General features: G+C 73.1%; 26 protein-coding genes and 1 pseudogene. 12 read left to right on the top strand and 15 right to left on the bottom strand.

All coding sequences use genetic code 11. The features are described 5' to 3' along the window. The first annotated feature begins 118 nt into the window (after positions 1-118). Entirely contained in the window at positions 119-916 is a 798-nt protein-coding gene (locus CP973_RS04035; RefSeq protein WP_150237587.1) for a hypothetical protein, read from the top strand. Positions 917-929: 13 nt separating this feature from the next. Here CP973_RS04035 and afsK read toward each other — a convergent pair whose 3' ends face one another. Continuing rightward, complete coding sequence (gene afsK, locus CP973_RS04030) at positions 930-3563, bottom strand: protein serine/threonine kinase AfsK (protein ID WP_150237585.1); 2634 nt, start codon at positions 3561-3563, stop codon at positions 930-932. 570 nt (positions 3564-4133) lie between these two features. Next, entirely contained in the window at positions 4134-4898 is a 765-nt protein-coding gene (locus CP973_RS04025) for a VOC family protein (protein ID WP_244409266.1), read from the bottom strand. 346 nt (positions 4899-5244) lie between these two features. Here CP973_RS04025 and CP973_RS04020 point away from each other — a divergent pair, with 346 nt between their 5' ends. Then, positions 5245-5892 carry a TetR family transcriptional regulator gene (locus CP973_RS04020; RefSeq protein WP_150237583.1) on the top strand — a complete coding sequence of 216 codons (648 nt, stop codon included), beginning with the start codon at positions 5245-5247 and terminating at the stop codon, positions 5890-5892. A 202-nt stretch (positions 5893-6094) separates the two neighbouring features. Here the strand turns inward: CP973_RS04020 and CP973_RS04015 are convergent, their stop codons facing one another. Together CP973_RS04015 and CP973_RS04010 are read right to left on the bottom strand one after the other, a co-directional pair. Continuing rightward, a complete protein-coding gene (locus CP973_RS04015) occupies positions 6095-6571 on the bottom strand; it encodes a nitroreductase family deazaflavin-dependent oxidoreductase (RefSeq protein ID WP_150237581.1) in 477 nt (158 codons plus the stop codon). Positions 6572-6621: 50 nt separating this feature from the next. Next, on the bottom strand, positions 6622-7857 hold the full coding sequence (locus CP973_RS04010; RefSeq protein WP_150237579.1) for an acyl-CoA dehydrogenase family protein: 1236 nt from the start codon (positions 7855-7857) through the stop codon (positions 6622-6624). Between the two features lie 125 nt (positions 7858-7982). Here CP973_RS04010 and CP973_RS04005 point away from each other — a divergent pair, with 125 nt between their 5' ends. After that, positions 7983-9179: a thiolase C-terminal domain-containing protein gene (locus tag CP973_RS04005; protein WP_150237577.1), complete on the top strand. Its 1197-nt coding sequence runs from the start codon at positions 7983-7985 to the stop codon at positions 9177-9179. Positions 9180-9353: 174 nt separating this feature from the next. On the opposite strand, the gene CP973_RS04000 is transcribed toward CP973_RS04005, so the two are convergent. Further along, the gene (locus CP973_RS04000; RefSeq protein WP_150237575.1) at positions 9354-9839 is read right to left on the bottom strand and encodes a hypothetical protein; all 486 of its coding nucleotides are present in this window, start codon (positions 9837-9839) and stop codon (positions 9354-9356) included. 194 nt (positions 9840-10033) lie between these two features. On the opposite strand from CP973_RS04000, the gene CP973_RS03995 reads away from it, so the two are divergent. Next, a complete protein-coding gene (locus CP973_RS03995; RefSeq protein WP_244409265.1) occupies positions 10034-10609 on the top strand; it encodes an SRPBCC domain-containing protein in 576 nt (191 codons plus the stop codon). Between the two features lie 30 nt (positions 10610-10639). Here CP973_RS03995 and CP973_RS03990 read toward each other — a convergent pair whose 3' ends face one another. Continuing rightward, positions 10640-11335: a hypothetical protein gene (locus CP973_RS03990; RefSeq protein WP_150237573.1), complete on the bottom strand. Its 696-nt coding sequence runs from the start codon at positions 11333-11335 to the stop codon at positions 10640-10642. Positions 11336-11407: 72 nt separating this feature from the next. Further along, complete coding sequence (locus CP973_RS03985; RefSeq protein ID WP_150237571.1) at positions 11408-12202, bottom strand: alpha/beta fold hydrolase; 795 nt, start codon at positions 12200-12202, stop codon at positions 11408-11410. A gap of 81 nt (positions 12203-12283) precedes the next feature. On the opposite strand from CP973_RS03985, the gene CP973_RS03980 reads away from it, so the two are divergent. Then, positions 12284-13300, top strand: a complete 1017-nt coding sequence (locus CP973_RS03980) for an ALF repeat-containing protein (RefSeq protein ID WP_150237569.1) — start codon at positions 12284-12286, stop codon at positions 13298-13300. Positions 13301-13351: 51 nt separating this feature from the next. Here the strand turns inward: CP973_RS03980 and CP973_RS03975 are convergent, their stop codons facing one another. After that, positions 13352-14506, bottom strand: coding sequence for a questin oxidase family protein (locus CP973_RS03975; protein WP_150237567.1), 1155 nt, complete (start codon positions 14504-14506; stop codon positions 13352-13354). A gap of 66 nt (positions 14507-14572) precedes the next feature. Here CP973_RS03975 and CP973_RS03970 point away from each other — a divergent pair, with 66 nt between their 5' ends. Then, on the top strand, positions 14573-15154 hold the full coding sequence (locus CP973_RS03970; protein ID WP_244409264.1) for a MarR family winged helix-turn-helix transcriptional regulator: 582 nt from the start codon (positions 14573-14575) through the stop codon (positions 15152-15154). A 45-nt stretch (positions 15155-15199) separates the two neighbouring features. Here CP973_RS03970 and CP973_RS03965 read toward each other — a convergent pair whose 3' ends face one another. Next, positions 15200-16051 (bottom strand): VOC family protein, encoded by an 852-nt coding sequence (locus tag CP973_RS03965; protein ID WP_150237565.1) that lies wholly within the window; start codon positions 16049-16051, stop codon positions 15200-15202. A gap of 425 nt (positions 16052-16476) precedes the next feature. On the opposite strand from CP973_RS03965, the gene CP973_RS03960 reads away from it, so the two are divergent. Continuing rightward, positions 16477-17112, top strand: coding sequence for a hypothetical protein (locus CP973_RS03960; protein WP_150237563.1), 636 nt, complete (start codon positions 16477-16479; stop codon positions 17110-17112). Between the two features lie 18 nt (positions 17113-17130). Here CP973_RS03960 and CP973_RS03955 read toward each other — a convergent pair whose 3' ends face one another. After that, positions 17131-17307: a DUF397 domain-containing protein gene (locus CP973_RS03955; RefSeq protein ID WP_150237561.1), complete on the bottom strand. Its 177-nt coding sequence runs from the start codon at positions 17305-17307 to the stop codon at positions 17131-17133. After that, entirely contained in the window at positions 17304-18164 is an 861-nt protein-coding gene (locus tag CP973_RS03950) for a helix-turn-helix domain-containing protein (protein ID WP_244409263.1), read from the bottom strand. Before CP973_RS03950 ends, CP973_RS03955 begins: the two co-directional genes overlap by 4 nt. A 37-nt stretch (positions 18165-18201) precedes the next feature. On the opposite strand from CP973_RS03950, the gene CP973_RS03945 reads away from it, so the two are divergent. Then, positions 18202-18519 (top strand): hypothetical protein, encoded by a 318-nt coding sequence (locus CP973_RS03945; RefSeq protein ID WP_150237559.1) that lies wholly within the window; start codon positions 18202-18204, stop codon positions 18517-18519. Positions 18520-18529: 10 nt separating this feature from the next. Further along, positions 18530-19237: a pyridoxine/pyridoxamine 5'-phosphate oxidase gene (locus CP973_RS03940; RefSeq protein ID WP_150237558.1), complete on the top strand. Its 708-nt coding sequence runs from the start codon at positions 18530-18532 to the stop codon at positions 19235-19237. On the opposite strand, the gene CP973_RS03935 is transcribed toward CP973_RS03940, so the two are convergent. Together CP973_RS03935 and CP973_RS03930 are read right to left on the bottom strand one after the other, a co-directional pair. After that, positions 19182-20018: a phytanoyl-CoA dioxygenase family protein gene (locus tag CP973_RS03935; RefSeq protein WP_244409262.1), complete on the bottom strand. Its 837-nt coding sequence runs from the start codon at positions 20016-20018 to the stop codon at positions 19182-19184. The genes CP973_RS03940 and CP973_RS03935 overlap by 56 nt on opposite strands. A gap of 69 nt (positions 20019-20087) precedes the next feature. Continuing rightward, on the bottom strand, positions 20088-20588 hold the full coding sequence (locus tag CP973_RS03930) for a GNAT family N-acetyltransferase (RefSeq protein WP_150243097.1): 501 nt from the start codon (positions 20586-20588) through the stop codon (positions 20088-20090). A gap of 134 nt (positions 20589-20722) precedes the next feature. On the opposite strand from CP973_RS03930, the gene CP973_RS03925 reads away from it, so the two are divergent. After that, complete coding sequence (locus CP973_RS03925; RefSeq protein ID WP_150237556.1) at positions 20723-21703, top strand: alpha/beta hydrolase family protein; 981 nt, start codon at positions 20723-20725, stop codon at positions 21701-21703. An 8-nt stretch (positions 21704-21711) separates the two neighbouring features. Here CP973_RS03925 and CP973_RS03920 read toward each other — a convergent pair. Together CP973_RS03920 and CP973_RS03915 are read right to left on the bottom strand one after the other, a co-directional pair. Next, positions 21712-22179: pseudogene (locus CP973_RS03920) on the bottom strand (Zn-ribbon domain-containing OB-fold protein); the annotation flags it as partial. 36 nt (positions 22180-22215) lie between these two features. Beyond that, a complete protein-coding gene (locus tag CP973_RS03915) occupies positions 22216-22461 on the bottom strand; it encodes a hypothetical protein (RefSeq protein WP_150237552.1) in 246 nt (81 codons plus the stop codon). A 22-nt stretch (positions 22462-22483) separates the two neighbouring features. Between CP973_RS03915 and CP973_RS03910 the strand changes: the two genes are divergently transcribed. Further along, positions 22484-23632, top strand: coding sequence for a flavin-containing monooxygenase (locus tag CP973_RS03910; protein ID WP_150237550.1), 1149 nt, complete (start codon positions 22484-22486; stop codon positions 23630-23632). A 74-nt stretch (positions 23633-23706) separates the two neighbouring features. Further along, complete coding sequence (locus tag CP973_RS03905) at positions 23707-25977, top strand: acetate--CoA ligase family protein (protein WP_150237548.1); 2271 nt, start codon at positions 23707-23709, stop codon at positions 25975-25977. Positions 25978-26180: the final 203 nt, after the last annotated feature.

Here is a 26180-nt window from a genome sequence, read left to right as displayed (position 1 = left end):
TACCCAAAATCTCTTCCTGACCTGGTAAAACGCGCACCCCTGGCGCACGCGTGCAGTCGGGCGTAGCGTCGTTTACAGAGGGAAACGGGACGAATCAGCGACCGGAGAGGCGACGCCTGTGGTGCGCAACGTACTCGGATCCGTGCTGGCCCTCATCGGAGCGGCGGCCGCCGTCTGGAGCCCCTTCCGTGCCTGGTACGACGGCCGCCCCGGACGCGAGATCCGCATCGAGGACCTGTTCCGGGGCATCGGCGGCGAGAAGGCCGAGCTGTTCGGCTCGGTCCTGCTGCCGATACTCTTCGCCGCCGTGGTGACCCTGTTCGGCATCCTGCTGCGCTCCCGCGCGCTCGTCTTCGTCGCGGGCGCGGTGGTGCTCGGCTTCACGATCCTGTGGATGGTGCGCCAGGGGCAGGCCGCGGGCAGCCTGACGGTCGGCGAGAACGCGAACCAGGGCCTGGGCATCGGCGTGGCGAGCGCGCTCGGCGGCGGCGCGGTGCTGTGGCTGGCGGCGCTGGTGATGAGCGGGCGCCGCGGTGCGCGCGCCCGGCGCCGCGAGGCGGGGTTCGACGACCGGTACGGCGATCAGCAGCCGTATCCGGCCCCCGGGCCCGAGTGGGAGCCCGGCCCGGTCCGGGCGGGTGACACCCCTCCGCAGGGCGTGCCCGCGTACGGTGCGCCGCCGCCCTCGACGCCCCACCACCAGCCGCCCGTGCGGTGGCCGGGTGCGGGCCACCCGCCACCGGAGGCCGGTCAGCGGGCCACGGACGACCAGCCCACCCGGGCGGTACGGATGCCGCCTGCCTCGGACGATCCGGGCCGGCCGCCGCCCCGGCCCGACGCCCCGCCCCGCTCCCACGAGGCACGGCCGGACGACGAGACGCGGCCCGTCAAGCCCGTCGAACGGGACGACACCTGAGAGCGGCGGACGGTCAGGACCGCCGCGCCAGCCCCGTCCCCTTCGCCGCGTCCAGCGCGTACACACAGCGGTCCTTGCTGCACGCGTAGACGACGCCCCCGGCGGCCACCGGCGTGCCGGTGATCTCGCCGCCGGTGGCGAGCTTCCAGCGCAGCTGGCCGCCCATCGCGTCGAGCGTGTACAGGCAGTGGTCGGCGGAGCCGAAGTGCACCCGGCCGTCCGCCACGACGGGCGCGCCGATCACCTCGCCGCCCGCCTGGAAGCGCCAGCGCGGCGTGCCCGTGACGGCGTCGAGCGTGTAGAGCGCCTTCCCGCTGCCGAGGTGTACGGCGCCGTCCGCGACCAGCACCGGTTCGGTGGACTGCCGCGCCTCGGTGGCGATGCGCCAGCGGTCCCGGCCGTCGGCCGCGTCCAGGGCGTAGACCGTGCCGAGGTAGTCGGCCAGGTAGATGCCGCCGCCGGTGACCGCGGGGCCCGGCGCGTACGCGGGCGGGCTGAGGAACGCGGCGGGCGCCTCGAAGTGCCAGCGCACCTCGCCGCGCGCGATGTCGATGGCCAGGACCCGTGTCCCGGCGGTGACGTACACCGCGCCGTCCGGGGCGGGCAGCAGCCGCACCGGGACGCCGCCGCAGGCGACCGCGTCGCCCACCGGGTACGACCAGCGCTCGGCGCCGCTACGGGCCTCCAGGGCCTTCAGCCGGCCGTCGGCCCAGACGAAGACCGTGCCCTCGTGCACGACCGGGCCCAGGTCGGCGGTCTCGAAGTCGGTCTGTACGCCGCCGGTCTCCCACAGCCGCTCGCCGGTGGCCGCCTCCCACGCCTGCACGCCGCCGCCGCGGGTGCCGGTGACGACGGTGCCCCGGTCGGCCTTGAGCGCGTAGATCCAGCCCTCGCTGCCCAGCCGCCAGCGTTCGGCGCCGTCGGCCGCGTCCAGCGCGTACAGGCTGGGGCCGTCCGAGGCGTGGATACGGCCGTCCGCGACGGACATGGTCCAGGCGACGTCGCGGGTCTTGAACTGCCGCCGCCCGCTGGCCACGTCGAGGGCGTGCACCTCGAAGGAGGTCACGTACAGCAGGTCGCCCGCGACCGTGGGGGTGCCCCACACGTCGTTGGACATGCGAAAACGCCAGGGGCGCCAGCGGGCCGGGGCCGCGCCGCCGGAAGGGGCGGGGGCCTGCCCGGGGACGTGCGGCGCCGCGCCGCCCTGCTGCGGCCCGGCCGCGGCCGGGTCGGCTTCGTGGCCGCCGGCGGCGGGGGCCGGTGCGCCCGCGGGCGGCCGGACCCAGTCCGTGGCGGGTGCCTGGGCGTGCGGCTGCGGCTCCCGGCCGTCCCCCGCGCGGGGGCCGGGGCCTATCGGCGCCGAGGTGCCGGCGAGGCGTACGGAGCCGTCCGGCACGTCGGCGTCCGGCAGCCGCGACGGTGCGGGCGGTGCGGCGGAGACCTGCGGGGCCGGGGAGACGGGCGGTGCGGCGGCCACCGGGCCGGCCGGCGCGGACTGCGGCAGCTGCGCCGCCCCGCGCGGATCGGCGCCCCGGCGCGCGCCGGGGCCGACGCCCGCGCCACCGGCCCAGCCCGGCTCGGCCGCGGCCATCGCGCCGCCCGCCTGCGCCGCGGCGGCCGCCGGGGCGTTGCGCGGGCGCGGCGGTGGCGGCTGGGCGGGCGGCGGCGACTGCGGTACGGGCTGCCGTGCGACGCGGCCCTGGCCGGAACCGCCGCGGCCCGCGGCCGCCGGTGCGGCCTGCCGCCCGCCGCGCCGCCCTTCGATGAGCGCGACCGCGCCGGCCGGCAGCCAGGCGGAGGCGGTGCCGCTGTCGTCGCTGCCGGAGCCGAACAGGTGCGGCGCGAGCTGGGACTGGAGGTCGGCGGGGGTGGGCCGCGCGGACGCCTCCATCTGCATGCAGGACTCGATCAGCGGCCGCAGCTCGTCCGGCAGCCCGGCCAGGTCCGGTCCCTCGCGCAGCAGCATGAAGACCGTCTCGACCGGGTTGGCGCCGTGGAAGGGGGCGTGTCCGGTGGCGGCGAAGACCAGGGTGGAGCCCAGCGAGAAGACGTCGCTGGCGCCCGTGACGCTGCGGGAGTCACGGGCCTGCTCGGGCGACATGTACGCCGGTGTGCCGACGGCGACGTTCGTCATGGTCAGGCGGGTGTTGGAGACGCCGCTGGCGATGCCGAAGTCGATGACGCGCGGGCCGTCCTCGACGACCAGCACGTTGGACGGCTTCAGGTCCCGGTGGACCAGGCCCGCGCCGTGGATGGACTGCAGCGCCTCGGCGATGCCGGCCGCGAGCCAGCGCACCGCCTGGGCCGGCAGCGGCCCGCACTCATTGACTATTTCCTCCAGGGAGGGCGCGGGCACGTACGCGGTCGCCAGCCACGGCACCGCGGCCCGCGGGTCCGCGTCCACCACCGCCGCGGTGTAGAAGCCGCTGACCGCGCGGGCCGCCTCGACCTCGCGCGTGAAGCGGACCCGGAACAGCTGGTCCTCGGCGAGTTCCGTACGCACCGTCTTGATCGCGACGCGCCGACCGGACGCCGAGCGCGCGAGGTAGACCAGCCCCATGCCGCCGGCCCCGAGACGCCCGAGCACCTCGAACGGGCCGATCCGCCGGGGATCGTGCTGCGTCAGCTGTGTCAGCTGCTCCACCACTTGCCTGCCACCTCCCCGTGGGGCGTAAATGAGACTCTCAAAAGCCAGTGGCCGCCGAGAGCCACTGCCCCGTGCAGCGTCTCACCGCCTGGCCGATTCGGCCGTACGCGTGCTGATTCTTCCTGGCCGGGCCCACGGTTGCGAACCCGGGGCCGCTCCCGTCGTGTCCCGGCGGGCTCCCGCGCCGCGCGGCGCCGCCGTCACATCTCGTGACGAGGTACCGCGTACGGCCGCCCCGGAGCGCCGGGCCCGGTGTCCGCGCGTCCCTCGAACACGGCCCGAAGGGGCATCCGCCCCGGCGCCGTCACCACGGCCGCGCGGCGACGGATATGTCCGGCGAGGCCGCCCGGCGTCCCGTGGGGAGCCGTCCGCCGAGCCCGCTGTCCGTATCCGTACCGGTCATGCCGTCCCGTCCCCGTGTCCGTCCCCGTGTGTGCGCAGCGCCGCCCGCGCGGGCCACGGCGGCCCGGACGGGCCCGCTGCCGGGCCGCGCCGTCCGCGGCCCGACAGCGGGAGCCGGTACCGGCCCGGGGTGCTGTGCGGGATGCCCGTGCAGCACGGGCCGGTTGTCTATTCAGGGGACAGGACGCCGAACGCGGCTCCCTGGTTGTCCGCGAGCACCGCGAAGAGCCCGCCTGGAGTAGTGACCGGCTCCGCCACGGCCCGGCCGCCGAGCCGGCCGGCGGTCCGTACGGCGTCGTCCATCCCGGCGACGAGGAAGCACACGGTGAAGTGCGGCGGCATCTCGGCCGGGAACCGGTCGTCCATGAGGGTCCGGCCGCCGATCTCCGCCTGCTGCCCGGCGAGCCGCCAGGGCCGGAACCGCTCGTCCGACGCGGGGCTGCCGGCCACGCTCTCGAAGCCGAAGACCGCGCCGTAGAAGGCGTCGGCGCCCTGCGGGTCGCGGGTGCTCAGGCCCGTCCATACGTACGCGCCGGGCTCGCCCGTGACCTCGAAGCCGGGGTGGCTGCCCGCCTGCCAGACGCTGAAGACCGCGCCCGTGGGGTCGGCGGCGACCAGCATGGTGCCCAAGTCGCCGACGGGCACGGCCTCCGAGACGATCCGGCCGCCCGCTTCCAGGATCTTCGCGCTGGTCCTGGCGGCGTCCGGGGTCGCGAAGTAGATGTTCCACGCGGTGGGCATCCGGCCGTCCCGCTTGGGCATCAGGCCGGCGGCGGCCCGGCCGTCCCGGTACGCGTCGGTGTAGCCGCCGTGCTCGGCGGAGCCCTCGGAGAACGTCCAGCCGAACAGCTCGCCGTAGAATCGCTTGCCCGCTTCCAGGTCGGGCAGCATGACGTCCGCCCAGCAGGGCGCGCCCGCCGCGAATGCAGTCATGGGAACAAAGTAGCCCTGGATCAAGCATTGCGCCCGGACAGCAATCGAACATTTTGCCAATTCTCTGCGATCACGCTCATTACCGGACACTTCTCGGCGTCCGACAATCAGCCGTCCACCGGCCGTCGTACGGCAGCCGGAACCTCGTCCACCGGTTCGGATAAGTTGTCCACAGCCTGTTGATAAGACGATTCACTTGTTCGGGCCAAGCCGCCCCCGGCGCCGTCGCGGGCCTCCGGTGACGCCGTGGGCCGGGGAACGGCCGGTACCGATACGGCCGAACTCCCGCATCCCCATTTGCAGGCAGCCAAATCGCGCTCCGATCACCCCTCGGTAAGCTGACGGCATGACAGGACAAGTACGAACCGTCGACGGCAGAGTCGCCGGGCGCCGCGGACAGGCGACCCGGCAGAAGCTGCTCGACTGCCTCAGCGACATGCTCAGTTCGTCCCCGTACAGAGACGTCAAGGTCATCGATGTGGCCCGCAAAGCGGGCACTTCGCCCGCGACGTTCTACCAGTACTTCCCCGATGTCGAGGGCGCGGTACTGGAAATCGCCGAGGAGATGGCCAAGGAGGGCGCGAGCCTGACCGATCTGGTGGCCGGACGCTCCTGGGCGGGCAGGTCCGGCCGGCAGGCGGCCGAGGAACTCGTCGAGGGATTCCTCTCCTTCTGGCGGCAGAACGACGCGATCCTGCGCGTCGTCGACCTCGGTGCCGCCGAGGGCGACAAGCGGTTCTACAAGATCCGCATGAAGATCCTCAATGCCGTCACCAACTCCCTTACGGATTCCATCAAGGAACTCCAGTCCAAGAACAAGGTCGACAAGGACGTCAGCGCGGCCGCGATGGCCGGTTCGATCGTCGCCATGCTGGCGGCGGTCGCCGCCCATCAGAAGGGATTCACGAGCTGGGGTGTCAAGCAGCAGGAACTGAAGCCGAACCTGGCCCTGCTGGTCCATCTCGGTGTCACCGGGAAGAAGCCCGCGAAATAGGCCTGCCCGGCCCGGTCCCGTTCGATCCGCCCCGGGCGACATTACGGGGATTCGCGGAATTCCGGGAATCCCGGCCAACTCGGGGAATTCACGGAACCCGGCTCACGGAACACTCTTCTGCGTTCGCGCTCGTCCTGCCATGGCTGTCCGGTGCAGCGGGTGTTGACCGCCTTCCGGGGCGGCCGGCACCCGCTGTACGCGTTCACGGCCGTGCCTCCAGCCGGAAGATCCGGATCTCCCGCGTGACCCGCGCCTGGTACGCGGCGTACGGCGGCCAGATCTCCCGCACCGCCGCCCACGCCCGCGCCCGCTCGTCCCCGCTCAGCAGCCGCGCCCGTACGGGAATGTCCCGGCCCCGCCAACTGATCTCGGCCGCCGGGTGCTTCAGCAGATTGGCCGTCCAGGCCGGGTGTCCGGTACGGCCGAAGTTGCTGCCGACCAGCAGCCAGGTGCCGGACTCCTCCGGCAGGCACGCCAGTGGCGTACGCCGTGGCAGCCCGGTCCGGGCGCCCGTCACCGTCAGGACCGCCCCGGGCAGCATCCGCGCGCTCGGCAGCACCTTGCCGCCGGTGAGCCGGTGCACCGTACGGTCCAGCGCGGGCACGACGTACGGCGCCACCCGCGCGAACGCCCGCGTCGCCGATGCCTTCTGCACCAGCCGCCTGCCGAGTCCTCGCACGTCACCGGCCTCCCTCGCCCGTACGGACACCCTTCCCCGCCCGGCCGCCCTCACGCCGGAACCGCCGCCCGCCCGCCGGCCCCGAAGAGGCCCGCCGCCTCGGCGGCGTGTGCCCGCAGCCGGTGCACGGGCCCCAGCAGCAGTTCGTCGCAGGCGGCGCGCTTGAAGGTGAGGTGGGCGTCGTGTTCCCAGGTGAAGCCGATGCCGCCGTGCAGCTGGATGGCGTCCCCGGCCACCGCGCGCAGCGTCTCCAGCGCGTGCGCGAGCGCGAGGCCCGGAGCGCCGGGATCGGCGGCCTGTGCCGGTGCGCCCACCGACCACGCCGCGTAGTAGGCGGCGGACCGGGCGGCCTGTACCCGTACATACAGGTCCGCCAGCCGGTGCTGAACGGCCTGGAACGACCCGATGGGCCGCCCGAACTGCTCCCGCTCCCGTACGTACTCGACGGTCCGCCCGAGCGCCGCGTCCGCCGCCCCCACCGCCTCGGCCGCCAGAGCCGCCGCCGCACCGGCCCCCACCCGCGCCAGAGCGGACACGACCGCTCCCGGCTCCTCCTCCGCCCCAAGCAACGCGGCGCTCACATCGCGCAGTTGGACACGCGCCGACGGCCGGGTCTCGTCCATCGCGGTCTGCCGGGTCCGTACGAGGCCGGGCGCGTCACCGGGCACCACGAAGAGCAGCGTGCGACTGCGCGCGTAGCCTCCCGCGTGCGCGGTCACCAGGAGCACATCCGCACCGTGCCCGCCCAGCACCTGCGCGGCCTCCCCGTACAGCCGCCACTCCCCCTCCGCCCCGCCCGGCTCCGTCCCGCACCGCCGCGCCTGGACGCCACCGGCCCGGCCGCCGCCCGCCCAGTCCCCGTCATTACGGCCGGTCAGCGCGAGTGCGGTGGCCAGCCGGTCACCCGGTACGGCGAGCGCGCCGGTCAGCTCGCCCGCCGCGAGCGCGGGCAGCAGCTCCGCACGCTGCCGCTCCGTCCCCAGCGCCAGCACGAGCGGCGCGACGAGGAGGGCGGTGGGCAGCAGTGGCGAGGGGAGCAGCACCCGCCCGGTCTCCTCGCAGGCCAGAGCGAGTTCGGTGGGCCCGCAGCCGACTCCGCCGTAGGCGGTGGGCAGGGCCAGCCCCGGCAGTCCGAGCTGCTGCGCGAGCTGCCGCCACAGGCCCGGGTCGTATCCCTCGGGGGTGCGGACGGCGGCCTTGACCTCGTCGGGGCCGCAGCGCTTCTGGAGCAGTTCCCGCAGCGTACGGCGGATCTCGTGCTGCTCCTCGGTGAACGCGGCATCCATCGGCGGGCTCCTCCCGGCCGTCACCACCGTTACCTGACGACCCGTCATATTAGGTACCCGCGCGGCGAAAGCCCACCCCCAACACGCCTGTTGCCGACAGCCGAAACTGATATACCGTCAGCTTCATGCTGTCAGGAATCCCAGGACCCAGCAGCACCTCCCCCCGCAAGGTCGCCATAGCCGGTGTCGCCCTCTCCGACTGCGGACGCGTGGACGACGCCACCCCGTACGCCCTGCACGCCCAGGCCGCCCGCCGCGCGCTGGCCGACGCGGGACTGGACCGCTCGCTGGTCGACGGTTTCGCCTCGGCCGGGCTCGGCACGCTCGCGCCCGTGGAGGTGGCCGAGTACCTGGGGCTGCGCCCCACCTGGGTGGACTCCACCTCGGTGGGCGGCGCCACGTGGGAGGTGATGGCCGCGCACGCTGCCGACGCGATCGCGGCCGGGCAGGCGCGCGCGGTCCTCCTGGTGTACGGGTCGACAGCGCGCGCGGACCTCAAGGCCCGCCGCCGTACGGCCAACCTCTCCTTCGGCGCCCGGGGCCCGCTCCAGTACGAAGTGCCGTACGGCCACACGCTCATCTCCAAGTACGCGATGGCCGCCCGCCGCCACATGCACCAGTACGGCACCACACTGGGCCAGCTGGCAGAGATCGCCGTCCAGGCGCGGGCGAACGCGGCCGCCAACCCGGACGCCATGTACCGCACGCCCATCACGGCCGACGAGGTCCTGTCCGGACCGGTGATCGCCGACCCCTTCACCAAGCTGCACTGCTGCGTCCGCTCCGACGGCGGCTGCGCGGTCCTGCTCGTCGCCGGGGAATACGTACGCGACCTGGCCGGACCGCCGGTCTGGGTACTGGGCACGGGCACCGCCGTATCGCACGCCACGATGTCCGAGTGGGACGACTTCACCGTCTCCCCCGCCGCCGTCTCCGGCCGCCTCGCCTTCGGGCGGGCCGGGGTCCGCCCCGAAGAGATCGACGTGGCCGAGATCTACGACGCCTTCACCTACATGACCCTCGTGACCCTGGAAGACCTCGGCTTCTGCGCGAAGGGCGAAGGCGGCCCGTTCGTCACCAAGGGACGCCTCCTACGGGACGGCGATCTGCCCGTCAACACGGACGGCGGCGGCCTGTCCGCCTGCCACCCCGGCATGCGCGGCCTGTTCCTGCTGGTCGAGGCGACGCGCCAGCTACGCGGCGAAGCGGGCCCCGGCCGCCAGGTGCGCCGCGCGCACGGCCGCCTGCCCGAACTCGCCGTGGCTTCGGGGACGGGCGGGTGGTTCTGCTCGTCGGGGACGCTGGTGCTGGGGCGGGGGTAAGGGTGCCCCCGAGGACTCAGCGGGTGCCGACTGCTTCTGCTGCTTCTGCTGCTTTCGCTACGTCTGCTGCTTTCGCTACGTCTGCTGCTTCCACTGCTTCCGCTGCCTCCGCCGCTTCTGCTGCCTCTCCTGCTTCTGCGGCTTCCGCTACTTGTGGTGCTTCTGCTGCTTCCGCTACTTCTGCACCGGCGGGCAGTAGCCGGTCTTCTCGCCGATGGAGTTGATCACTGCGTTGGAGCGCGGGTCGCCCGCGTAGTCGATCTGGTTCGTGCAGCTCTTGCCCGCTTCCTTCGGGGTGCCGGACGGCGTGGCCCGGTCCTTCGAGTCCGGTGCCGCCTTCTTCGGCGCCGGGCAGCGGCCGGTGTCCGCGCCGATGGAGTTGATCTCGGCGTTGGAGCGCGGGTCGCCCGCGTAGTCGATCCGGTCCGTGCACTTCTCGCCGGTCTTCTTCGGGGTGCCCGACGGGGCGCTCTTCCCCGAGCCCTGCGGCTGCTGGACCGTGGCCTCGGGTGACTGCTGACCACTCGCGGCGGCCGAGGTGGACGGCGCGGACTTCACTCCGGCACCGTCCTGGCAGGCGGTGAGGCCGAACGCGGCGGCGGCGATCACCAGGGCGGCGGCGGCCTTGCGGACGTGGTGGAGGGTGGTGCGCTGCGACATGTTCTTCCCCGTTCTGCGAGTGGTGCTTCCTGGCCTTTCCGGGTCACCGAGTGGTGTTTCCGGCTCGTGGGAACAAGGCTGTCGGGTCCCGCTGATGAACCACCGCCGTGCGGCTAACGTCTCGCTAACATCCGGCACGTCCGGGGCCGGCCGGCGCGCCGGAGGCCGCAGGCGCGTGGCCGTAGGCTCGGCGCATGGACTCCGGGTATGTGGATCAAGGCAGCGATGTGCACCCTTCCTCCGCCGGCACGGCGCGGCAACGCGCCGTGCACGGCTCGTTCTCCCTGTCGCGGGACTTCTCGGTGCCGCCCGCCCGGGTCTTCGCGGCCTTCGCCGAACCGGCCCTGCGCACCCGGTGGTTCCGCATGCCGGCCAGGCGCGAGGACGTGCACCATGAGCTGGACTTCCGTGTCGGCGGCAGCGAACTGGCGCGCGCCACGACCGGGGTCTCGGGCGTCGAGGAGCACCTGGAGTACCGGTCCCGCTTCCTCGACATCGTCCCCGGCACACGCATCGTGCACGTCTACGAGACGTACGTGAACCACGTCCGCCGCTGGGTCTCCCTGACCACGGTCGAGCTCGCCGAGCGGCCCGGCGGGTGCCGCCTGGAGTGGACCGAGCAGTACGCCTTCCTCGTCACGACCGCGGGCGGCGGACAGGACATCGCCCACCTCCGCGGCAGTGCGCAACTGCTGCTCAACGGCCTGTCCACCGTCGTCGAACCGCACCTCTACGGGCACCTCGGTACGCAGGGCCGCACCGTGTCGTGAAGCGGACCGAAGGGGCTCGTACCGGCCCGGCTACGCGAGCGGAAGCGTGTATTCCACGGCGCGTTCGGTCGTCGGGGTGAAGCCCAGCCTCTGGAGGGCGGCGTGGAGTGCTTCGTCCTCGGGGGCCGCGTTGACCTCGGCCGCGCGCAGGCCGGGGTGGTCCGTGTCGAGGGTGTGCAGCGCCGCGGCGGTGAGGGCGGTGAGCGCGTCGGCGTTGCTGTCGGCTTCGCGGTTGTGGACGAGGCGGGCGCGGGTGTCGGTCAGCTCGACGCCGTACCAGGCCTCGTCCGTGCCGATGCGGAACGCCACATCCTCGTCCCCTTCCTCGGCGGGGAGCCGCCGTACCGCCGCGTCTCCCACGGGGACGCCGGCCGGCAGGTCGCGCCGCCACCAGCGGTAGACCTCGCCGCTCTCCATGGCGTTCAGCTCCACCGCGGCCTTGCCGGGACTGGTGGCCTCCTCCGTGATCCACCGCAGCGCCGTACCGCCCGCCCGGCGGACCGCGTCCGCCGCCTCCCGCAGCAGCGGGACCAGCAGCTCGTCCTCCGCGCAGTCGAGTACGGCGACGAAGCGCAGCCCGGCATCGGGCGCGCCCAGGTCGAGCAACGCGACGGAGCCTTCGACGGCTCCCTGCGGGCGCGCGGCGAAGACCGCGACGGTGCGCTCGCCGCACCACAGCTCACCGGCGCGGGACGGGTCGGTTATGCATTCAACGAAGTTTGCCATTTCTTTACCCTACGGAGATATGCCCCCGGTTGTCCACTATGGGCCACGTGAAGGGTCCCTCCGGTCCGGTTGTCAGAGGGTGGCGAGGAATTCCCGTACGGCCGCGGCCAGCCCGTCCGGATCCTCGCTCGGGATGAAGTGCCCGGCGTCCAATTCGACCCGGCGGGTATGCGGTCGGCGTTCGGCCATTTCGCGGGCCAGCTCCGGGGACAGCAGGAAACTCGTACGGCCGTGGACAAGCAGGGCCGGGCAGTCGCTGCCCAGCCAGACCGCCCAGTGATTCCCCCGTACGGCGAGATCGGACGCGACGACGTCCTCCGGGACGAACGGCAACCGCCAGCTGCCGTCCGGCTGTTGCCGCGGCCATTTCCCGGCGATCGGCGCCGCCTCGCCGAGCCCGTCGAGCAGCGCCTGCCTGGTCGGCGCCTGCCGCGGCCAGTCGAGGCAGAAGGAGATGCCGCTCGGGCCGGTGTCCGTGATGACGACCGGGTCGTCCACGTTGACGAGGGCGCGTATCCGGCCGGGGTGCCGGGCGGCCAGGTGGTACGCGTTCTTGCCGCCCATGGAGTGGCCGAGCACGACGGCGGACGGCAGGCCGAGGTGGTCGAGCAGGGCCACGGCGTCGGCGACATAGCCCTCACGGGAGTAGTCCGGGGCGCGGCCCGACTCGCCGTGGCCACGCTGGTCGGGAGCGATCACCCGCCATTCCGGGGCGAGTTCGGCGGCCAGCGCGGTGAACTCGCGGCCTTCGGAGAAATGCCCGTGCAGGGCGAGTAGGGGTTTTCCGGTGGCGGGGCCGAAGTCCAGATAGGAGAGACGGCGGCCGCCCAGGGGCAGTTCGGCACGTACGCATCGCGGACTTTCCATGCCCCGACAGTACGGGTGAGATCGTCTCACCGTACGCTTAAGGCCGTTTTTGGGCATTCATGGAAAATCGAGTGTGAGCGTATGAAGAAGCAGGCCCGTTTCACGGCCTTCCTCGCGGCCGCCGCCGTCGCGCCGGCCGTCCTTTTCTCGTCCCCCGCGGTCGCCGCCGAGGCGCCGCCCGCGGCCAAGTCGGCGCCGGACCAGGGCTCGGAGGCGAAGCCGGACGAGGCCGCGAAGCAGCAGGCCCGGTCCGAGCTGGAGGACCGGATCAAGGTCTCGCAGATCGCCTCCGACAAGAACTCCGGCCGCGGGGTGCGCCGGGAGGCCGAGAAGGCGCTGAACGGCACGGCGGAGGACGTGCGCCGGTTCCTGGAGACGGGGCTGTACCGGGCGCGCGACGAGGACAACCGCGTGGCGGTCATCCGGACCCTGTCCGGCAAGCACGTCGGCCGGAACGTCCGCGAGGCCGTGGACAAGGCGATGGACGGCACCCCGCAGGACCGCGTGTACTACCTGGAAACGGGGTACCGCCTGGCTCAGATGGGGGACAATCGGACCCTCGCGGTGCAGATCTCCAGCATCGGCGGCCCCGCGGTGCAGGAGGCCGCCCACAAGGCGATCCAGGAAGGCGACGACGCCATCCAGCGCTTCCTCGACGCGGGCCAGTACGAGGCCCGCGCCAAGGACGAGGCCGACAAGAAGAAGGCCGAAGAGGAGAAGGCCGCCAAGGACAAGGCCGAGAAGGCGAAGAAGGCGGAGAAGGACAAGGCGGCCAAGGACGAGGCCACCGAGGAGAAGGCCGCCGAGGACGGCGGCAAGGGCGGCTCGGGCACGGACGGCAAGGGCGGCTCGGGCACGGACGGCAAGGACGTCACGCCCGCCGCTGACGTCCGTACCGGCGGCGAGCACGGCACCACCTCCTCGGTCACCGTGTCCGGCAACGCCGTGAAGTCCACGTCCGGCGGCGCCTCCCTGGCCGCCACCGGTGTCAGCCCCGCCACCCCGTGGGCCGTCGGCGGCGCCGCCGTCGCGGTCGCCGCCGGTGCGGGCCTGGTGCTCGCCGGCCGTCGCCGTACGGCCGCCACCGAGCGCGGCTGATCCCCTACGGCTACGGCGGGACGACCGGCCGCCCGGTCGTCCCGCCCCGCCTCACTTCCCCAGCGGCGCGATCCGCCGCTGCGCCACCGCCACCGCCGCCCGGAACCGCGGATCGGGCCGCAGCGCGTACTCCCGGCGGCACGCCTCGGTGAACTTCAGGACGTGCTCGTCCCCGTGCTCCACGGCCCGCGCGTCCAGTTCATCCAACGACGGCAGTCCGTCGGACAGTTCGGCGGACGTTTCGGCGGGCGTTACGGCGGACGTTTCGGCGGACAGTTCGCTCCGCCAGGCCCCCGTCCCCTCCCCGCGCCGGCTCGTCGTGAAGGCGAGCAGCAGCGCCGTGTGGACCTGCCACAGCGCGGCCAGCGTCGGTTCGTACTGGTCGGCGGGCAGGTGCGGCAGCACGAGCCGTGCGGCGGCGGGCGCGGTGACGCCGTGGATCAGCGGCACCGGAAAGACCTCGTCGTGGCTCAGGTACACGTCGGAGAACTGGGCCGTCATCTCGCTCAGCAGGTACGGCGCGTGCTCGACGGCCAGCGCGTCCAGCGCCTCGCCGTAGCCCGGCAGGTCGGCGAGGCGCGCCAGCCGGTCGCGCGCGACGCCCGGATGCATCGGCCCGCCGTCACCCGGTACGCGCGGCAGCGCCGCGATCGCCCCCGCCAGGTCGTACGAGCCGCGCAGCCGCGCCTGCCCGGGGAGGGCCGTGTAGCGGGCCGCCCAGTACGCCAACCCGCGCGCCAGCTCGGTGAGCTGGAACTGTGTCGGCTCGCCGTCGGCCGCTCCGTACAGGGCGCGTACCGCATGCGCCGTACGGATCAGCCCGTGCGTCAGCCCCGCGAAGAGCCCCGGCAGCAGGCGCGGCCACCAGCGGGCGAGCACATCGCGCCACGGGGCACCGGCCAGTTCCCGCAGGAACAGCCGCTCCCAGTCACCGGCCCGGTCGAACGCGCCGAGCGCCGGCCGCCAGGAACTCTCGTCGCCGGGGTCGAGCGGGAAACGGGCGGCGGGCGGCTCGTGGTGGGGCATCGCGACCCGGTAGCGCTCCACCCACCCGGCCACCTCGCCCTCGTATCCGAGCACCGCCAGGGCCTCGGCGCCCATCGGTCCGTGATTGGCCAGGTCCACCCCGGTGCCCCGTTCGTACCCCAGGTCGTCCATACGCTCCAGGGCTTCGTTGACCGCGTCGTGATAGCTGATCGACGGCATGCGCCTGCTCCTTCCGGAGGTCGCGATCCCAACAGTTTGGAAACCCAAACCATCTAGACTCGCAGTATGCCGCACGCTCCTCGGGCCGAAAACGCCGGGCACCCCGCCGGGCACCCCACCGAACAGGCCGGTACGCAGGCCGACATACAGGCCGATACGCGGGCCGGCGTACAGCCCGACGGCAGCTCCCTCCGCGTACCGGCCCCCGCCGACGTAGCGGTCGTCGGCCTGATTCCGCTGCTCGCCCCGTACTTCCGCAAGGGGCTCGTCGAGGGCGCCATGCCCGAGCCGCTGCTCGGCACGATGAAGGCGCACCGCCTCACCCCGCGCCACGGAGCGGTGCTGCCGCAGCTCCTCGCGGGCGAGCTGACCGTCGGCGAGCTGGCCCGGCGCCTGCGGGTCTCCCTGCCGACCGCGTCCGAGCTGGTCGGCGCCCTGAACCGGGCCGGCATCGTGGAACGCAACGAGGACCCGGCCAACCGCCGCCGGGTCCTCGTCTCCCTGTCCGCCGACTACCGCCCCGCGATCGAGCGTTTCATCGCCACCCGCTCCGAGCCGCTGCTGCGCGCCCTCGACACCCTGTCGCCGCGCGACCGCGAGGGCTTCGTCGCGGGCCTGACAGCGTGGACGCGCGAGATACTGGCGTAGCGCGAGGTGGACTGCGCGGGGCGTGTGGGGGCGCGCGTCACGGACTCACGCCTTCGGCCGCGCCCCGATCACGAACTCGGTGCCGAACGGGTCGGTGATCCGCGCCTGCCGCACGTAGACGTTGTCCTCCGGCTCGCCCGCCGTACCACCGGCCGCGACCGCCCGCGCCACCGCCGCGTCCGTGTCCGCGACCTCGAAGAGCGTCCCCCAGCCCGCCGCCCCCGCGGACGGATCCCCCATGATGCCGCCGATCTCGTGCCCGTCCGGCCGGCGCAGGAAGGTGAAGTCGACGTCCGGCAGATCGGGGTTGGAGTCCAGCGTGTAGCCGAAGACGGCCGCGTAGAAGTCGCGGGCGGGGGCGGGGTCCGGGGCGATCAGGTCGTTGCGTACGAGGGAGTTGGGCTCGTTGACGACCTCGCAGCCGAGGCGGGCGCGGCCCTGCCACAGCCCGAACTGCGCGCCCACGGCGTCCTCGGCGATCGCGGCCCGGCCATGGTCCCGGATCTCCACCGGCCCCCACAGCACCCGGCCGCCCGCGTCCGCGATCCGCTTGGCCGCGCCGTCGCAGTCGTCGGTCGCCATGTACATGAGCCACGCGCCGCCCGTCGCGCCGGGCCGCTCCATGAGCCCCGCAGCGCGCCGCCCGTCCACCAGCCCGACGGCGTACCGACCGTGCGCCGTCCCCTCCGCGGCCCCTGTCGCCTCCGCCGCCCCTGTCGTCTCCGCCGCTCCTGTCGTCTCCGCTGTCCCTGTCGCCTTCGCTGTCCCTGTCGCCTCCGTCTCGTACGTCCAGCCGAACAGCGCTCCGTAGAAGTCCATGGCCCGGTCCAGGTCGGGCACGGTCAGCTCGATCCAGGTGGGCGTTCCCTCGGGCTGGTTGCCGGTGACACGGCTCATGACCTGCTCCTCACGGTACGGGGCGGCCGACCGGCCGCGCTGACCCGTACCTCCGACGCTAGACGCCATGCAGGACGGAATGTGTCCTACATGGGCCCGGGGCCGAGCCAGGGTCTACGGGAACCTACGGGAGCCTCCGTAACACCACTGCACGCCCGTCTACGGCACCCCGTTACGTCTTCGCCGAGGCCCTGCAACAAAGGGCAGCCACCATCAAGCGCACACAGCCGTCCCGCCCGCCGCCCGGCCGGTCCCCGAGCCGTGTCGTTACGTCACCCTCGCACCGAATTGCCGCGATAACGGGCAGCCAACATCATGTGCGGTGTGGCCCTTGCCCGCCTTCGCCCTGCCCGCCCCCGCCCTGCCGGGCCCGACGGAAATGACGTACCGACCGGAATGACGTACCCACCGGAAATGGCCCACCGATGCGCCGGCCCCTGACGCTCGCCCTCGTATGCGCGTCCGTGCTGCTGGGCGGCTGCGCCGCGACCGGCGACCCGAAGAGCGCCGGACGCACCCCGGCGGCCAGCGCTCCCGAACGGGTGTGGACCGGCAGCAAGCCCCCCGAGCCCCTGGGCCCGCCCAACTCCGCCGGCCGGCCGATGCCGCTGCGGGCGCTGCCGCGCGTACCGTCCGGCGACATCCACCAGGTCGCGCCGCTCACCATCGCCCGCGGCGCGGCCGAGCCGATGGACCCGTCGGACGACACGGCGAAGAAGATCAAGGAGTGCCGCGCCATCGGGCAGCGGCCGTGCGCCGTACAGGCCCCCCGCTACCGGGACCTGAACGGTGACGGCAAGGACGACCTGCTGCTGGCCGTCGACACGGGCGGCAGCTGGGTGTCCCTGTGGGCCTTCACCGTCAAGGACGGAGTACTCACCCAGATCCTGGGCGTCTCGAACCGCGTCCGGTCGGTGGAGCTGGCGGGCCGGGACGTGATCGCCTGGGAGCCGGTCGAGGCGGGCGGCTACGACATGCGCCGCATCTTCTCGTGGGACGAGCGCCTACAGGCCATGAACGAACGCGTCACCGAGTACGTCGAGTCCAGCCCCAGGAAATGACGTACGCCACCGAGCACGTCAGACGATGAGGCGGAGGAACTCCGCCCAGGCGGTGGGGGGTACGGCGAGGGACGGGCCGGGTTTGTTCTTGGAGTCGCGTATGTGGATGGTGGTGGGGGTCGGGGCTACTTCGACGCATGAACCGCCTTCATTGAGGCTGTAACTGCTCTTGATCCACGCCAATTCGGCGCTCATAGCTCACCTGCTACCTTTTCGATCAGTTCCAGGGACTTCCCTGGCGACAGAGCCTCCGCGCGGAGTGCCCCGTACCGTTCCCTGTGATGGGCGGCTTCAACTGGCCTGGTGAGCAACCTACTCCGGTCCTGCCCTTCCAAGAAGATGCTCTCCCGTCCATCCGGCGAGAACAGCAACTCCAGCGGACCAGTCAGCCCAGCGTGCGTAGGCGTGACGGTAGGCATCACTTGCAGCGTTACGTGCGGTAGTTCGCGGGCAGTGGCCGCCGCGTGCAGCAGGGCCGCCTTCAGCACCTCGTCCCCGCCCAGCGGCCGGTGGAGCACCCCTTCCTCGATCACAAAACTCACGGTCGGCGCGGGCTCCCGTAGCAGCACTGCCTGGCGCTCCAGCCGTTCCTGAGCCAGCTCGTCGATGTCTCCCCTACGCAGCGCCGGGACCCGCGACCGGTGAAGGGCGCGGATGTAGTCCGGTGTTTGCAGGAGACCGGGGATCACCATCGCCAGGTACCCACCAATGCTGAGCGCTTCGGCCTCCAGCAATTGCCACTCCAGGAATTGCGCCCGGCTCGGCTCCTGTTCCATCAGCTCCACACACGATTCCAGGGTTCCGTCGGCCACCGTGAGCCGATCCGCGTCAATCAGGAAACCCGCACTCGGAATCCGCTCACCCCTTTCGTACGCGCCCTCCAGCGATTCCGAGACGTGCGTCTCCTTGGCCAGAACCTTCTGCGTCATACCGACCCGCTGCCGACAGATCTTGATGAGCCCACCGACGTGTGTACGCGCGGCCGACGGCTCAATACGCTCCATCACGATGATCGACTTCCTCCCTACAAACCGGGTGTGGACCGCTGCCATCTGGTGACGCTACGCACACGAGCCGACCCTTGTTGTCATGACGACGAAAGACCACCCCGACGAGCCCCGCCTCCTCCCCTGGGCCAATCAGGACGGCAAGCCCTGTTACGTGATCGGGGACGGCCGTGGCCTCGTGTCCGACTTCGCGGACGAGCTGGAAGAGATGCAACTGTGCACCGCGATCCAGGTGTTGGACCACTCGCGAGCGAGTCTGAACCGCCCCGAACCGCTCAGCCCCACAGAGCTGCTGTTCATCACCAACCGGCTCACCGAGTCACTGACCGACGCCGTCCGCGTAGCCGACAGCCGGGGGCGACGGCTGAACCAGACGCTTCACGCACCGTGTGCGGATTAGGCTGCCGGGCATGGTGGACCACCCGGCTGAAAGCCAACCTTCGGACCCCGGCGCCGACGACCGCTTCCGCGCGCTCCTGCGCACGCTGCGCGTCTGGGACTGTGGGCTGCCCGCCATCGACCCGGACCCCGCGCACGCCCCGGCGCACCCGCTGCCCCTGTTCCGGCAGTGGCTGCGGGAGGCGGCGGAGGCGGGCGCACCCGAGCCGCACACCATGACGCTCGCGACGGCGGACGCGTCCGGTGATCCCAACGTACGTACCGTGATGCTCCACGACGCCGACGCGCGCGGCTGGCACTTCGCCACCCACCGCGACAGCCGCAAGGGCCGCGAACTCGCCGCCCGCCCGCGCGCCGCCCTCGGCTTCTACTGGCCGGCGGTCGGCCGCCAGGTACGCGTCCGGGGGCGGGTCGGCGAGGCGGGCCTGGAGGAGAGCGCGGCCGACCTCCACCGCCGCTCGACGGGCGCCCTGGCCGCCGCCCTCGTGGGCCATCAGAGCGAGGTGCTCACCACGTACGCGGAGCTGGAACGCGCCTCGGAAGCGGCGTGGGAGCGCGCGCGGCGGGAGCCGGACGCGCCGGTGCCCAGCTGGACGCTGTACGTGCTGGACCCCGACGAGGTCGAGTTCTTCCAGGGCGACGAGCGGCGACGGCACGTACGGATCAGCTACCGGAAGGATCAGGGCGGCGGCTGGACACGCGAGCTTCTCTGGCCGTAGCGCCGGCGGGCACGTCCCGCCCCAGGCCGCGGCGGATCGCGATCTCCACCGGGGAGTACGCGCCGTCGGCCCGTTCCAGCTCGTACGGCGCGGCCGGCATCAGCGGCGGCTGGGCCATGAAGCGCGGCCGTGTCCCGTGGTGCGGCTGCGCCGCGTGCACCAGGAACGGGTGGCACAGGAAGACGTCGCCCGGGGACCCGGTGGCGAGGGCGAGGGGCCGGTGGTCGGACGCCGCCACCAGATCAGGCGCGAGGTCCAGCCCGCTCGCCCCGTCCTCCCCGTACGGCTCCAGCACCTTCGGCACGTCGAGGTGCGAGCCGACCCGGATACGGGTCGGGGCGTCCCGCTCGCCGACCTCGCTGAACAGGAACAGCATCAGCAGCGCCCGGCCCCGGGAGCGCAGATTGGTGAAGGGCCAGCTCTCGCCCTCCGGCAGATAGCTGCCCTCGATGTGCCAGCCCGCGTCGTCCGGCTCCTCCTCGTGCGGAAAGCGCAGCGGGAACGTGCCCAGCGAGTAGCGCGGTTCCCAGCGTCCCGCGCCGACGAGCAGGTCGAACGCGCGGTGCAGGGACGGGGAGTTGGGTGCGGCGGCGAACGGTCCTTGCGCCATGCCCGGCACCCAGTGCACGGGCTGCGTCCACGTCGCCGGATCGTCCGGGTCGCAGCCCGTCTCCCGCCACAGCAGCCGCGCGCAGTCGGCGGCCACGCGCGGCGCGACGGCGCCCTCCAGCTTCACGAAGCCGTCGCGGAGGAAGCGGGATACCAAGGTCGTGTCATCCATGCCCTCATCGTGCGGCGGCACCGCCCCCGGGCGCCCCACATTTTCCGCACCGCTTCTGTCGGGCTCGGCTCAAAACCGCCGGTACATGATGTGCAGCCCGACGTACCCCTTGGTGGGGTGCAGGAAGCCCTCGGGGAGCGTCGTCATGATCTCGAAGCCGAGGGACCGCCAGAGGGCGACGGCGCGCGTGTTGGTCTCGACGACCGCGTTGAACTGCATGGCGCGGAAGCCGGCCGTACGGGCCCAGTCCACGACGTACTCGCCGAGCGCGCGGCCCACGCCGCGGCCGCCGTGCGCCGGGTCGACCATGAAGGAGGCGCCCGCGATGTGGCTGGCGGCGCCCATGTGGTTGGCGTTCATCTTGGCCGTGCCCAGGACCGTACCGTCGTCGTCCACGGCCACGACCGTGCGGGACGGCGGGGCGAGCATCCACATCTCCCGGCTCGTCGGCTCGTCCATGTCACGGGGATAGGTGTACGTCTCGCCCGCCGCCACGATGGCGCGGAAGAACGGCCAGATGGCGGGCCAGTCGGCGTCGGTCGCTTCTCGGATCAGCACGCGGGCCAGCATGGCGCGCGGCGGGTGCGGCGGGCCAGCGAATTCTTCGGGGCACTCATTGACGAAACGGAACACCGTTCCGTATCGTCCCCTGCATCCGGAACTACGTTCCGTTTTGCGTACGGCCATGAAGGGAACCGCGCACCATGAGCGAACCGACCTCCGCTTCCGCCTCTGCCCCTGTCCCCACCTCGGCCCCCACCCCGGTCCTCTCGGTCGGCCCGGTGGTGCTGCCCGCTCCCGGGCGGCCCGTGGATCTCCAGATACGGGTCTCCGCGCCCATGGCCCCCGCGACCGGGGACAGCCTGCCGGTCCTCCTCCTCTCACACGGGCAGGGCTACTCGAACCACCTCTCCTCCCTGAACGGCTACGCGCCCCTCGCCAACTTCTGGGCGGCCCACGGCTTCGCCGTCATCCAGCCCACCCACCTCAGCTCCCGCACCCTGACCCTGCCCGCCGACACACCCGGGGCGCCGATGTACTGGCGGTCGCGGGCCGAGGACATGACGCGCATACTCGACCAGCTCGACGCGGTCGAGGCCGCCGTACCGCAACTGGCCGGACGCCTGGACCGGAGCCGGGTCGCCGTGGCCGGGCACTCGATGGGCGGGCACACCGCGAGCCTGCTGCTGGGCGCGCGGCTCACCGATCCGGACGACGGTACGGAAGCGGACCTGACCGAACCCCGGATCAAGGCGGGCGTCCTGCTCGCCGGGCCCGGCCGGGGCGGCGACGCCCTCACCCCCTCCGTGGCCGAGAACTGGCCCTTCTTCACGACCACGGACTTCTCCAAGATGGCCGCGCCCACTCTCGTGGTCGCGGGCGACCAGGACGACTCCGCGCACCTCACGGTCAACGGCCCGGACTGGCACGCCGACCCGTACGTCCTCGCCCCGGGCCCGAAGTCCCTGCTCACCCTCTTCGGCGCGGAGCACGGCCTCGGCGGGATCTCCGGGTACGACGTCGCCGAGACCACCGACGAGAACCCCGGGCGGGTGGCCGCCGTCCAGCGGCTGACCTGGGCGTACCTGCGGTCCCAGCTCTACCCCGGGGACCCGTCGTGGGAGGCGGCGTGCGAGGCGCTGGCGGCCGGGTCCGAGCCGCTGGGCCGGGTCGAGTCCAAGTAGGTCGGACCGGGCCGGAAGACGGGGACGGCGAGGGCCGGTGCGCCCGCTTCCGGCGCCCCGTCGGTGCGCGTCCCCGTCTCTCCGTCCGTACGGAAACACACCCGGAGGTCCATCCCTATGCGCAGCTCACCCTCCGGGCAGCCGACGACCTCCGTCATCATCCGGGGGCCTTCGGCCAGGTCCACGACCGCGGCCACGTACGGGACGCGCTCGCCGAACGGCGGCAGGTCGTTCCGGTGCACGACCGACCAGGTGTAGAGCGTGGCCCGGCCGCTCGCCTCCTCCCACGTCACGTCTTCGCTCCAGCAACGCGGGCAGAACTCGCGCGGGTAGTGATGCGCCACCCCGCAGCCGTCGGCACGGCACCGGCGCAGCAGCAGGCGCCCTTCGGCCGCCGCCTCCCAGTAGGCACGGCTGAAGGCGTCGGTCTCGGGCAGGTCGAACCTGGCGGTGGTCTTCGGCTGCACGGCAAGCATCCATCCTGACTGCGGTACGCGTTACCTGACTGACCGTCAGCCCAGCAAATGTTGGCCGGGAAGCGCAAGGGGGCGGGTCCGGACCCGGCCGCGTACAGCGACACCCGGGCGCTCCGCGGTTACCCTCACCGGCATGCCGGACGCCGCAGCGCACGCCAGCTCTTCCGCATCCAGCTCTTCCGCATCCAGCTCTTCCGTCTCCAGCTCTTCTGCATCCAGCTCCCCTGCGCCCCGTTCTTCCGCCTCCAGTTCCCCCGCGCCCAGCTCTGCCGCCTCCAGCACGCCGGCCGCCGCCGCTTCGCCCGTGTACGTCGTCGGGGGCGGACCGGGCGGGCTCGCCACCGCCGCCGCGCTGGGCGCCCACGGCATCCGCGCCGTCGTCCTCGAAAAGGCGGACGCGGTGGGCGCCTCCTGGCGCGGGCACTACGACCGTCTGCGACTGCACACCACGCGCCGCCTCTCCGGCCTGCCGGGCCTGCCGATTCCGCGCCGGTACGGGCGGTGGGTCGCCCGGGACGACGTGGTGCGCTACCTGGAGCAGTACGCGGAACACCACCGCCTGGAGGTCGCCACGGGCGTCGAGGTGCGGCGCGTGGACCGCGCGGCGGGCGGTGGCTGGATCCTGCACGCGAACGGCGGGCGCGAGCCGGCCGCCCGTACGGTCGTGATCGCCACCGGCTACAACCACACCCCGCATCTGCCCGACTGGCCGGGCCGCGACGGCTACCCGGGCCAGCTGCTGCACGCGGGCGACTACCGCGACGCGCGCCCGTACGCGGGGAAGGACGTGCTGGTGATCGGCACCGGCAACACCGGGGCCGAGATCGCGGTCGACCTGGCGGAGGGCGGCGCGGCGCGGGTGCGGCTGGCGGTCCGCACGCCACCGCACATCGTGCGCCGCTCGACGGCGGGGTGGCCCGCCCAGGCGACGGGCATCCTCGTGCGCCGCCTGCCGCCGCGCGCGGTGGACCGGGCGGCCCGCGTGATGCGCCGCCTGTCCGTACCGGACCTGTCGGCGCACGGCCTGCCGGTGCCCGACACCGGGCTCTACAGCCGGGTGCTGGAGGGGGCGATCCCCGTGCAGGACGTGGGGCTGATCGACGCCGTACGGAGCGGGGTGGTACGGCCGGTGGCGGCGGTCGTGGCCTTCGACGGCGGCACCGTACGGCTCGCGGACGGCGACGCGATCGAACCCGAGGTCGTCATCGCGGCCACGGGCTACCGGCGCGGCCTGGACGACCTGGTCGGCCACCTCGGCCTACTCGACGAGCGCGGCCGCCCACGCGTCCACGGCGCCCGCACCCTGCCGTCCGCCCCCGGCCTGCACTTCACGGGCTACACGAACCCGATCAGCGGCATGTTCCGCGAACTCGCCCTGGACGCCCGGCGCATCGCCCGCGCCGTCGCCGCGGCGGGCGCCCACGGCGGCGAGGACGGTACGGCCTATTCCTGACGGGGCGTCAGTTGACCTAACCTGACTGAACGTCAGTCGAATCGGCACTCGTCACACGGGAGCGGGCGTCAGCGATGCTTGGATCGACCTACGGCAGCCTCACCACTCACTCCAGCCCGGCCCGCGTGGTGGCGTGCGGGGCGACACCGCCGCACACCGTGCACGGTACGGCCGTACCGCACACCGGCCGCCCGTCCGCCGACGGCGCGCACGCCGACGGCAGGGAGCCCGACCTGGACGTCAGCGGGCGCCCGCTGTACGCCCCCGTGCCCGACCTGGACCGGTTCTTCCGGCCCGGGGCGGTGGCGGTCGTCGGCGCCTCCGACAGCGAGGGCCGCCCCAACGCCGAGATCACCCGGCAGCTGATCGCGTGGGCCGGGCGGGTCGGTGCCCGCCTCCACCCGGTCAACCCGGGCCGGGACCGCGTCTTCGGCCTGCCCTGTCACACCTCCGTCTCCGACCTGCCGGAACAGGTCGATCTCGCCGTGCTGCTGGTCGCGGACCCGGTGCCGGTCATCGAGGAACTGGCCGAGGCCAAGGTCAGGTTCGCGGTGGCCTTCGCCTCCGGCTTCGCCGAGACCGGGGCGGCCGGCGCGGCCGCCCAGGACCGGCTCGCCGAGGCCGTGGCCCGTACCGGCATCCGGCTGCTCGGCCCGAACACCAACCTCAACGCCTTCGAGTCGTTCCGCGAGGACCTGGACGGTCCCGCCATCGCCCTGATCACCCAGTCAGGCCACCAGGGCCGTCCCGTCTTCTCCCTCCAGGAGCTGGGCATCCGCCTTTCCCACTGGGCACCGACCGGCAACGAGGCCGATCTGGAGACCGCCGACTTCCTCTCCTACTTCGCCTCCCGTCCCGAGGTCGGGGCCATCGCCGCCTACGTCGAAGGCTTCAAGGACGGCCGCGGCTTCCTGCTCGCCGCCGACCGCGCGGCCCGCAACAAGGTCCCGGTGGTCGCCGTCAAGGTCGGCCGCACCGAGGCCGGGGCGCGGACCGCCGCCTCGCACACCGGCAAGCTCACCGGCGCCGACGCGGTGGTGGACGCGGCCATGCGGCAGTTCGGTGTGATCCGGGTGGACGGGCTGGACGAGTTGCAGGACACCGCGGCCCTGCTCGCCCGCGCCCGTACGCCCACCGCCGACGGCGTCGCCGTCTATTCGATATCCGGGGGCACCGGCGCCCACTTCGCGGATCTGGCGACGGCCGCCGGGCTGCGGCTGCCCACGCTCGGCCGCGCGAAGCAGGACGAGCTGCACCAGTGGATCCCGGACTACCTCAGCGTCGCCAACCCGGTGGACAGCGGCGGGCACCCGGTGGGCGACCGGCGCGGCCGGAAGATCGTAGACGCGATCCTGGCGGACCCGTCGATCGGCGTCCTGATCTGCCCGATCACCGGCCCGTTCCCGCCACTGAGCGACAAGCTGGCGCAGGACCTCGTGGACGCGGCGGAGGCCACGGACAAGCTGGTGTGCGTCGTCTGGGGCTCGCCGGTCGGCACCGAGGACGCCTATCGGCGCACCCTGCTGGGGTCGCGGCGGGTGGCGACCTTCCGTACGTTCGCCAACTGCGTCACGGCCGTACGCGCCCACCTCGAACACCACCGCTTCACGGCCGCCTACCGCTCCCCCTTCGACGGCGCCCCGCGCACCCCGTCCCCCGCCGCGCGCAAGGCACAGGACCTGATGCGCCCGGGACAGCAGCTCAGCGAGCACGCGGCGAAGCAACTGCTGCGCGCGTACGGGATCAGGGTGCCGCGCGAGCAGTTGGTGACCAGCGCGGCGGCGGCCGTGCGCGCGGCGGGCCTGGTCGGCTACCCCGTCGTCCTGAAGGCGTCCGCGCCGCACCTGGCCCACAAGACGGAACTCGGGCTCGTGCGCACCGGGCTGACCTCCGCCAGTCAGGTCAGGGACACCTACCGGGAGCTGACCGACACCGCCCGCCACGAGGGCATCGAACTGGACGGCGTGCTCGTCTGCCAGATGGTCGAGCGGGGTGTGGAGATGGTCGTGGGCGTCACGCCGGACGCGCTCTTCGGGCCGACCGTGACCGTCGGGCTGGGCGGGGTGCTGGTCGAGGTGCTGCGGGACACCGCCGTCGGTGTGCCGCCCTTCGGCGAGGACCGGGCCCGCGCGATGCTCGGCGAGCTGCGGGGCCGCGCGCTGCTGGACGGGGTGCGCGGCGCGCCGCCCGCGGACGTGGACGCGCTGGTCGAAGTCGTGCTGCGGGTGCAGCGCATGGCGCTGGAACTTAGCGGCGAGCTGGCCGAGTTGGACATCAATCCGCTCATGGTGCTGCCGCGCGGGCAGGGCGCGGTCGCGCTCGACGCGCTGGCCGTCTGCCACTGACGGGCGGGCCGGCACCTCCCGTACGGACGGGCGCGCCCGCGCCTTCCATACGGACGCTCGGGCCCGCGCCTTCCGTACGGACGGTTGGGCCCGCGCCTTCCGTACGGACGTTTGGGCCCGCGCCTTCCGCACGACCGCCCCCACCACCGCCTGGAGCCGCTTCGTCATGTCACCCGCCCCCGTTTCCCCCGAACCCGACCGGC

This window comes from Streptomyces albofaciens JCM 4342 (assembly GCF_008634025.1).
In the GTDB taxonomy this organism is placed as follows: Bacteria; Actinomycetota; Actinomycetes; order Streptomycetales; family Streptomycetaceae; genus Streptomyces; species Streptomyces albofaciens.
The sequence above is the reverse complement of the archived record's forward strand: the minus strand, read 5'-3'. Positions and strand labels throughout refer to the sequence as shown.